Genomic DNA, 9,644 nt, shown 5'->3' on the forward strand with positions numbered 1-9,644 from the left:
GGCTACCTCCAAACAAAGCCCCGGCCTCCTTCCTTTTTATTTCCCCATTTTTTTAATTGTACCATGCAAGACGTACACTGGACGGATGTACTTCTTTTGTCATCCAGTCCACATCGTTGGTGATCCAGTCCATGATCCCCAGCTGACGTGTTTCCCATGCGATGGTTGCCTCTCTTGCTTCCGGTGTTTCTTCCACTTCCATGGTGGTGTCGATCTCATCATATCCAAAAATATATCCGCCTGCGCTCCAGATGCTGAAGTTGCTGTCCGGGCCCGGATCTATTGTATCGCCTCTCTGTGCTACAAGTCCGTCATGACGAGCCTTGTATTCTTCCTCACAGCCGTCTTTTAATTTTGTCATGAACATTCTGTGGCGGATCAGCTCTTTGTTTTCTCTCACAACACCAAAATTATGATACATCAGACGCATGTCTTTTCCAGGAGTGGAGATCCAGGTAAATGTATCCTGGATTTTTTCAGTCAGTGCTGCTTTTACTTTCTCCTCTTTTGGAGAGATCACAGCTCCGTCTGCATTTTCATAATATCCGAAGATCAGGTCTGCAGCATTCCAGATGCTGAAATTATGAATGCCGTTGCGATCCAGATATGCGGTAAGCTCCGGCCAGATTTCGCCTAAGGTCTTACGGTAATCGTTCATTTTTCCTTCTTTTACTTTCATTGCAAAAGCATGTCGTTCCATTTATCTTTCCTCCTGTTGTCTTTTTCTCTCCACATTCTGAATTGATTTTATCACTTTTATCCTGCATTTACAATTATGAAGACATATTTGTCAGACAGATATTCGTACTCTGCATTCAGTACTTTCTCAGGCCAGATAAAACATCACCATCAGAGGCATGGTTATAATACTTACCAGCGTTGTCATTACATTGATGGTGCTGGCATAGACCGGATCCTGGTCGTAGAGCTGCGCCAGTTGAACAACCGTTGTTGCCGACGGTGTAATCACCGCCATCAGACTGATCAGAAGGATTGTTTTTCCATCTTTTACCAGCGACGCCACTGGCAGATATTTCAAAAGCAGAAGTATAATCAGCGGAGTCACCACCATTTTCAGGATCGTGATCAGATAGATCCTTAAATGGCTGAAAATATCTTTCCAGTCTACCTCCGTCATGGTCATTCCAAGCATGATCATGCACACCGGTCCCAGAGTAGCCGAGATCTGGCTCATGGCGTTTCCAAGGATCACCGGCAATCTGATCTGTGTGAAAAACAGAACAATGCCCAGGATAATGGCGATCAGATTGATGTTGCAGAGGATTTTTTTCCAGTTGACGCCTGCCTTTGACTCCATCAGAGACTGACCATGAGTCCACATCAGGATCATCTGTACGCTTAAAAACGCACTGGCGTAGATCACCCATTTTTCACCAAGTACTACGGTTACAAGTGGAATCACCAGATTTCCGGAATTGGAATAGATGATGGATTCTTTTTCCACCACACTTAATTTCAGCGGTTTGCCGATGATCTGGATAAATACCAGAAGGAAAATATGGATCAGGACGGCTGCTGCCATTGCCAGAAGAAAACCATCCCGGATGCTTCTGGAATATTCAATCTGAAAAGCATTGATCATCACGCATGGCATGATGATGTAAATGCAGAGGACAGAGAGCGTCTTGCTGCTTTTTGCATCAATCAGTCCACGTTTTACCACCGCAAACCCGCAGGCCATCATCAGAAAAAATACGATGATCTGCTGCAATAATTGTAAAGTTATCATTTTCTTTTCTCTCCCCTCGCACGCATCAGTTCTGTCCCAGCTCTTTCAAGGCCGTCTGAAGCTGCGTGTCTTCCTCATGTGTAAGTTCTGCCCAGTCTGTAATGTCTCCGGAAAGCTCTGCCTCCACATCCGGAGTGATTCCTTTTTTGTTGATGTCATTGCCCTTTGGTGTAAAATATTTCGCGATGGTAATCTTTACCGCACTGCCATCGGTAAGTGGCTGGATGGTCTGCACCACGCCTTTTCCATAAGTAGTTGTCCCTACGATGGTTCCAATCCCGTAGTCCTTCACTGCTCCCGCAAAAATCTCCGATGCACTGGCACTGTTTCCGTTTACCAGAACAGCCAGCGGTATATCCAGTTCATTTTTTCCGTCGCAGGTTTCCTCTTCCCGTTTTCCGTTTTTGTCCTCTGTATAAACGATCAGTCCTTCCGGAAGGATCTGGCGGAGTATATCACAAACTGTATTCAGAAGCCCTCCCGGATTATCACGGAGATCGACTACCAGTTTTTTCATTCCCTGACTTTTAAGATCTGCAAATGCTTTTTTATACTGATCACTGGTTACCTCGGAAAACTCGGAGATCCGGATATAACCGGTGTCTCCGGAAAGCATCTCATGGGAAACAGTCTTGATCTCCACATCCCGGATCTCCACTTTGATATCCTGGGTTTTCTCTTCATTTTCTCTCTGTATGGTCAGTGTTACAGAATCTTTCTCGCTGTCACGAACCATGGAAGCAATATCGGAAGTTTCTTTTTCTGTGACATCCGTCCCATCTATTGCTTTGATCACGTCTCCGGTTTTCAGCCCTGCCTGTTCTCCAGGTCCGCCTTCATAAAGCTGTACCACTGTTGCCCCTCCGTCGTTATCTTTCTGAAGGACTGCCCCGATTCCCACATAGGAACCTTCGTTGGATGTATTCAGCTCTTTATACTGTTCTGCCGTATAATAAGTGGAGTATGGATCCTGCAGTCCACTGAGCAGACCTGCATAAAGTCCTTCTCTCAGACTGCTTTCATCCTTTTCATCCAGATATTCTTCATCGATCAGCTCTTCCAGGTAATTCAGCTTCTGGACTGTCTTCATATCTGACAGCGCATTTCCTTTGGGAAACAGAACTTTCTGGTAGCTGACAAACCCGGCTCCTGTCACAACAAGCGTGGCTGCCACTCCGATGGCTACGCCTTTTTTGAACTCTTTATTTTTCATATCTTTCCTCTTTCTTTATATACCGAAAACGGCTGCCGGTTTTCCGACAGCCGCTGCTATAAATTATTTTCTTATACTCTGAGATGTTTTCTTGTTGTGAAGAAGCTTCCCAGAAGACCGATTCCAACACCAAGACCAAGACCCATGGGGATCAGTCCTTCATAGATCTGCCAGATCGGAATAAAATCCACAATACCGGTGAGCACATTGAATTTCATCAGGATAAACTCAACTGCAGAATTATACAGGAAGAACAGTCCAACCAGCGGAATGGCTGCGCCGATCACACCCAGAATAATTCCTTCCAGAAGGAATGGAAGACGTACAAATGCATCGGTAGCTCCTATATATTTCATAATACCAATCTCTTCCTTACGGACCGAAATACCCATCGATACAGTATTGCTGATCAGGAATACAGAAATGATCAAAAGGATTGCAATGACGGCAATGGATACATAAGAAACCAGTTTGTTAATAGATCCCAGTGTCTTAGAAGCCTGCTCAGACTGATTTACCTTGCGGACATGATCCAGACTCTGGATATAATTTACCAGCTCTGTCTGCTTGGTGATATCGTTAAGATATACCTGATAGTTGGAAGAATTGGCAAGAGGATTATCATCCTTAAATCCATCTGCTGCATCTTCATCGCCAAAATATTTCTGTTTATAATCTTCCCACGCCTGGTCTGCAGACTGATAATCCATTCTGGCAACTTCCGGTCTGGCCTGAATGGCATCACCGACTGCCTGGATCTCTTCCTCTGTAGTTCCCTCATCAAAGAATACCGTAATTGGCACTTCTTCTTCTACTTTATGTGCTATGGAATTTACGTTGTTAACAATGGAATAGAAAATTCCTACCAGAAAGATGCATGCAGCCATTGTAATGATACATGCCAGGGAAAACATCCAGTTTCTTTTTATATTCTTAAATCCCTGCTTCAGGGTATACCAGATCGTACTAGGCCTCATGATATCCTCCCTCTTTCTCATCGCTGATGATCTTTCCATTGTGCATGGTGACTACTCGTTTACGCATGGCATTGACGATGTCTTTGTTATGGGTGACTACCAGAACGGTGGTTCCTCTGTCATTGATCTGCTCCATCAGAGCCATGATCTCCTCGGAAGTCTTCGGATCCAGGTTTCCGGTTGGCTCATCTGCCAGAAGGATGTCCGGGCGGTTTACCAGTGCTCTGGCAAGGGCAACTCTCTGCTGCTCACCACCGGAAAGTTCATCCGGATATGCCTTATATTTCCCTGCAAGACCTACTTCCTGGAGAACCTCCGGAACACGTTTACGGATCACGCGGGTCGGTCTTCCGATAACACGCTGTGCAAATGCTACGTTCTCATATACATTACGGTCTTTTAACAGGCGGAAATCCTGAAATACTACGCCAAGCTTTCTGCGATATTTGGCCACACGTCTGTGTTTCATCTTCTCCAGACGTTCTCCGCTGACTGTAATGGTTCCATTGGTAGAATCCAGCTCTTTCATCAGAAGCTTGATCAGTGTGGATTTACCGGAGCCACTGCTTCCTACTACAAATACAAATTCCCCTTTATCAACATGTAAGTTCGCATGATTCACAGCCGGAAGACCCGGACCATAAGATTTGCTCACATCTACAAGATCGATCATATGTATCCTCCTCTATATTGCAAAAGCATAATTATCTTAACTTTTTTGTAACATTATTGTAATATATATCTCGCATAAATGCAAGAATAAATTTTCCAAGCTGTAACAGCCCTCTTCGAGTTATTTATTTTATAATAAAAATGCAAAAAATACAATAGAGCCCCAAGGGTTATCTGTGAAGTTCATGTGAAATCTTCAAATTATTATTGAAGGCACACGATATCCCGCTGCAAAAAAATCATACAAAAACTGCCGCCCATTCCGGTAAGGAGCAGGCAGCAGTCAAAAAATCTGATCTGATGATATTAATATTCAAGCGTTTCCATGTACTTCATATAACGCACAACCATCAGTGCAATCTTAAATGTGATGGCATCCTCAAACACCCGAAGATCCAATCCGGTACTCTTCTGGAGTTTATCCAGGCGGTATACCAGTGTATTTCTGTGAATGTACAGCTGACGCGAAGTCTCGGATACATTCAGGCTATTCTCGAAGAATTTATCGATGGTGACAAGTGTCTCCTCATCGAAGTCGTCCGGAGATTTGTTATCAAAGATCTCACGGATAAACATCTTACACAGAGGAATAGGCAGCTGGTAGATCAGTCGTCCGATTCCCAGTGAGCTGTATGCGATCACTTCCTTGTCTCCAAAGAAGATCTTACCTACATCAAGTGCCATACGCGCTTCCTTATAGGAACGTGAAACTTCCTTCAGCTCATTGACGATGGTACCGTATGCCATATGGACATCCTCACCGTCTTTATTCAGGTCAAGAGTATCCAGAATGGTGTGAGCCAGCTTATCCATCTCCGGATAGCCCTCTCCTTCTTCCAGTTCCTTGACAATAATAATGCTCTTCTCATCAACTGCAGTGATAAAATCTCTGCTCTTTCCGCCAAAAAGGCTCTTCACGCTCTCCACGGAGCTGTGATCTTTCTCCTGGTTCAGTTCCAGGATCATGACTACACGACGGACATCTGCTTCAATATGAAGTTTCTTCGCTCTGTTGTAAATATCCACCAGAAGAAGATTATCAAGAAGAAGATTCTTGATAAAGCTGTCCTTGTCAAAACGCTCCTTGTACGCTACGATCAGATTCTGGATCTGGAAGGCTGCAAGTTTACCTACCATATAAGTATCCTCATCATCTCCATGGGCTACCAGGACATATTCCAACTGATAATCATCACAGACCTTAAAGTACTGAAATCCCTTGACAAGCTGGCTGTCCGCCTGGGATTCTACAAAAGCCTGGATATCTGCCGGCTGGATTTCAAAATCAGAAAAGGTAGACGCCAGTACCTTACCGTCTGTGTCAATGACACAAAATTCCGTCCTTGATATTTCTTTAAGTCCCTCGAGCGTATTCTGTAACACCTGATTCGATATCATTCCGTTCAATCCCTTCTCACTTATGTGTATGCTTATCTTCTGTCTTTCCCTCTCTATCTATGGCTATTTTAATACAAAATCACCAAAAATAAAAGAGGAAAACTGAAAAAATTTACAAATTTTTGTTGAAATCCGCCTAATTTTTCTCTATAAAGCCTTCTCCATGAACCTCTCTTGCATCGGAAACAATCACAAAAGCATTGGGGTCAATATCATTCACCAGCTCTTTCAGCTTCACGATTTCCTTCTTATTTACCACACAGAAGATGATGGTTTTCTCCTGGCCGGAGTACATACCCTTGCCACAGATTCCGGTTGCCCCACGGTCCAGGTCTTCCATAATGACCTTTGCCACCTCATCCGGCTTCTCCGTAATGATAAATGTCTGCTTGGAAAACTTCAGACCTTCGATCAGGCTGTCGGATACTTTTGTTACCAGATAAACTGCAATGATGGCATACAGAGCACGCTGGATGCCAAACACATACATACCCACAATTACAACAAGACCGTCAATAAACTGCATAATCTGTGCGATGGAATAATGACGCAGATATTTCTGGATCAGCGCTGCCATCATATCTGTTCCGCCTGTGGTTCCCTGTCCAAGGAAAACCATTCCGATACCGATTCCCTGGATCACACCACCATATACAGCAGCCAGAAGAAGATCATCTCCCGCGATATTCCACACCGGCTGAAGGGCAAGCCAGGTTGAAAGGGAGATTTCTCCGATCAGAGCTTTTTTTACAAAGGAAAATCCTCTGATCTTACATCCCAGAAGAAACAGCGGGATATTCAAGGTAATGTTGGTAAGCCACAGCGGGATACCCCCATCTACGATTCCTCCGGTCCATCGTTTCACAAGGATCGCAATACCGGAAAAACCACCGGTTACCAGCCCGGAAGCATCAAACACGGAATTGATGGCAAGTGCCATCAGTCCGGTTCCAACTATGATCAGAAGATAATCCAGATACCATTTCTTTTTTGTCACAAGACTCATAAAGTGCTCCTTTCATTTATCATATGACAACTGCATCAGTTTCCCGTACTGACGTGTCATAAAAAGAACGGGACCGTACACTATTTTGCGTCCGTTCCCGTTCTCTTTTGCTATTTGTCTGTCTTCTTATTTATAAAATGAACAAACTCATAGCTTTCCATTATCTGAAAGTATTTTACGATTCTCGGATAAAGCGGTTCTGCCTTATCCCCGAAATGTTCTTTCACCAGCAGGGCAAGATCCTGCACGGTTTTTGTTCCATCGATCTCAGGCCAGATAAAAGTTCCCATTTCATCAAGGTGAACCTTGGAAAACCTTGGCTTGCCAAAAACCTTCTGCGCGATAGTATTGAACATACCTTTATTCTCTATCTCAAGAATGATCCGCTGCTTCAGGTCCCGGTGCCACCGGATCGACTGGTTTGTTTCCGGGATCAGATCAAGATAGTTGATATCCTGTTTCTTATCCTTTTTGTTTTTTCTCATCAGGCTTTCTTCTTTCTCCAGATAGAGAATTTAAGCAGTGACAGGATCATGATGATCATCAGTACAACACCGCCGATATTTCCGAAGTTTACAATACCGGACATATCAAGGCTGATACCGAATACTGCAAATACTGCAAGAAGAATACCAACAAGACCCTCGCCGGCGATCATACCTGCACAATACAGGGTACCATCTGTGGACTGAGCTGTCTTTGTCTTCTCGTCAACACCTTTTCTGCGGTCAAGTAATCCACGTACAACACCACCGATCATGATGGTAGCGTTCAGGTAGATTGGAAGGTAAAGACCGATTGCGAAAGGCATTACCGGAATACGAAGGATCTCAAGGCAGATTGCAAGGAATACACCAATGAATACAAGTCCCCATGGAAGGTTTCCGCCCATGATTCCCTCAACGATCATCTTCATAAGCTGAGCCTGCGGAGCAGGGATCTCGGCTGTACCATATCCCCATGCTGCATTCAGAAGATACAGAACACCACCGATAGCAAGACCGGAAACAACAACACCAAGCATCTCACCCATCTGCTGTTTCTTAGGTGTGGCACCAAGAAGGTATCCTGTCTTAAGATCCTGAGAAGTATCACCAGCGATGGCTGCGATGATACAGATAACAGAACCAACAGCGATCGCTGCTGTCATTCCGTCGATGCCTGTTTTACCGGAGCTCTTGATTGCAAATGTAGCGATCAGAAGAGTAGCGATAGCCATACCGGAAACCGGGTTGTTGGAACTTCCTACAAGACCTACCATACGGGAGGATACAGTTGCAAAGAAGAATCCAAAGATTACGATGATAAATGCACCAAGAAGAGTTACCGGGATAGCCGGAACGATCCAGATGATAAATACCATTGCAAAAACGCCAAGAAGGATGAACTGCATCGGAAGATCCTGTGCGGTTCTCGCTGTGCTTGTGCTCTTGCTTCCTTTCATGCTCTTCATGGAGTCACGGAAGGTTGTAACGATCAGCGGCAGGGATTTGATCAGGGAAATGATACCACCGGTTGCGATGGCACCTGCGCCGATGTATTTAACGTAAGTAGACCAGATTGCTGCTGCTCCGCCGTTTGCGTAAAGCTGTGCAATGGTTGTTCCCTCTGCTGCAGGGTACATCCATGTGTCAGGTCCGAACAGGCAGATCATCGGAATGATAACCATCCAGCCCATAAGGGAACCAACGAACATGTAAGATGCGATCTTCGGTCCTACGATGTAACCAACACCGAGAAGTGCCGGATAAACTTCCATACCGATCTCACCCTTGAAGGATTTGAATGCTGCTGCAACGTCTGCCGGAAGCAGTTTCAGTCCATCAACAACGAATTTGAAGATGGCTGCAAGTCCCATACCGGAGAATACTGTGGAAGCGTTTGCTCCACCTTCCTCACCGGCAAGAAGAACATCTGCGCAGGCAGTTCCTTCCGGATAGAGCAGAGTTGCGTGCTCTTTAACAATGAGGGCATTACGAAGGGGTACCATGAAAAGTACACCAAGGATACCACCGCAAAGTGCGATCAGAGTGATCTCAACGATGCCTGGTTTGTCTGAAAGTCCTTCCTCTGCCCAGAGGAACAGTGCAGGCATGGTAAAAATAGCACCTGCTGCAAGAGACTCACCGGCTGAACCGATAGTCTGGACCATATTGCTCTCCAGGATGGAGTTTCTGCGAAGAAGTACGCGGATAACACCCATGGAGATAACTGCCGCCGGAATGGAGGCAGATACTGTCATACCAACACGAAGGCCAAGATAAGCATTGGCTGCGCCGAAGATGACAGCAAGGATACATCCCATGATCACAGATGTAACTGTGAGCTCCGGAGTAACTTTCTCCGCCGGAATGTAAGGTTTGAACTCTGTGTTTTTGTTCATATTTCCTCTCCCTTTATTTAGTAAATTAGTAACGTTATCTAGTATAACAAATTCCGCTTATTTTTGCAAGGAATTATCTCTGTAATATTATGTATTATTTACAATTTTATGGATAATTATAAGCAAGTCAAGACCACCCGCTTAGCGGGTGGCTTGCTCTGTCCCTATAAGGGACTATTCCCTGCTTGCGCCCGGAAGGCGCACTGACAGTCTGCCAACTGCACCACATTTACAGCAGCCCCTTC

The 9,644-nt window shown here is 44.8% G+C and carries 9 protein-coding genes; all 9 read right to left on the reverse strand.

The window, feature by feature from the left end; translation table 11 throughout:
- Positions 1 to 52 precede the first annotated feature (52 nt).
- Entirely contained in the window at positions 53 to 700 is a 648-nt protein-coding gene (locus KQI39_RS13270; protein WP_216418933.1) for an L-rhamnose mutarotase, read from the reverse strand.
- Between the two features lie 126 nt (positions 701 to 826).
- Positions 827 to 1,750, reverse strand: a complete 924-nt coding sequence (locus KQI39_RS13275; RefSeq protein WP_216418935.1) for an AEC family transporter — start codon at positions 1,748 to 1,750, stop codon at positions 827 to 829.
- A gap of 25 nt (positions 1,751 to 1,775) precedes the next feature.
- The gene (locus KQI39_RS13280; RefSeq protein WP_216418937.1) at positions 1,776 to 2,963 is read right to left on the reverse strand and encodes a S41 family peptidase; all 1,188 of its coding nucleotides are present in this window, start codon (positions 2,961 to 2,963) and stop codon (positions 1,776 to 1,778) included.
- Positions 2,964 to 3,034: 71 nt separating this feature from the next.
- Positions 3,035 to 3,940 (reverse strand): permease-like cell division protein FtsX, encoded by a 906-nt coding sequence (gene ftsX / locus KQI39_RS13285; protein ID WP_148447465.1) that lies wholly within the window; start codon positions 3,938 to 3,940, stop codon positions 3,035 to 3,037.
- Positions 3,930 to 4,613 carry a cell division ATP-binding protein FtsE gene (gene ftsE, locus KQI39_RS13290; RefSeq protein ID WP_021976897.1) on the reverse strand — a complete coding sequence of 228 codons (684 nt, stop codon included), beginning with the start codon at positions 4,611 to 4,613 and terminating at the stop codon, positions 3,930 to 3,932. The genes ftsX and ftsE overlap by 11 nt, the downstream gene beginning before the upstream one ends.
- Positions 4,614 to 4,918: 305 nt before the next feature.
- A complete protein-coding gene (locus tag KQI39_RS13295; protein ID WP_118062117.1) occupies positions 4,919 to 6,010 on the reverse strand; it encodes a PucR family transcriptional regulator in 1,092 nt (363 codons plus the stop codon).
- Between the two features lie 136 nt (positions 6,011 to 6,146).
- Positions 6,147 to 7,016: a YitT family protein gene (locus KQI39_RS13300; protein ID WP_148447467.1), complete on the reverse strand. Its 870-nt coding sequence runs from the start codon at positions 7,014 to 7,016 to the stop codon at positions 6,147 to 6,149.
- Positions 7,017 to 7,126: 110 nt separating this feature from the next.
- The gene (locus KQI39_RS13305; protein ID WP_021976374.1) at positions 7,127 to 7,501 is read right to left on the reverse strand and encodes a PqqD family protein; all 375 of its coding nucleotides are present in this window, start codon (positions 7,499 to 7,501) and stop codon (positions 7,127 to 7,129) included.
- The gene (locus KQI39_RS13310; RefSeq protein ID WP_177289732.1) at positions 7,501 to 9,399 is read right to left on the reverse strand and encodes an OPT family oligopeptide transporter; all 1,899 of its coding nucleotides are present in this window, start codon (positions 9,397 to 9,399) and stop codon (positions 7,501 to 7,503) included. The genes KQI39_RS13305 and KQI39_RS13310 overlap by 1 nt, the downstream gene beginning before the upstream one ends.
- Positions 9,400 to 9,644 lie beyond the last annotated feature (245 nt).

This window comes from Blautia sp. MSJ-36 (genome assembly GCF_018917985.1).
Classification (GTDB): domain Bacteria; phylum Bacillota; class Clostridia; order Lachnospirales; family Lachnospiraceae; genus Blautia_A.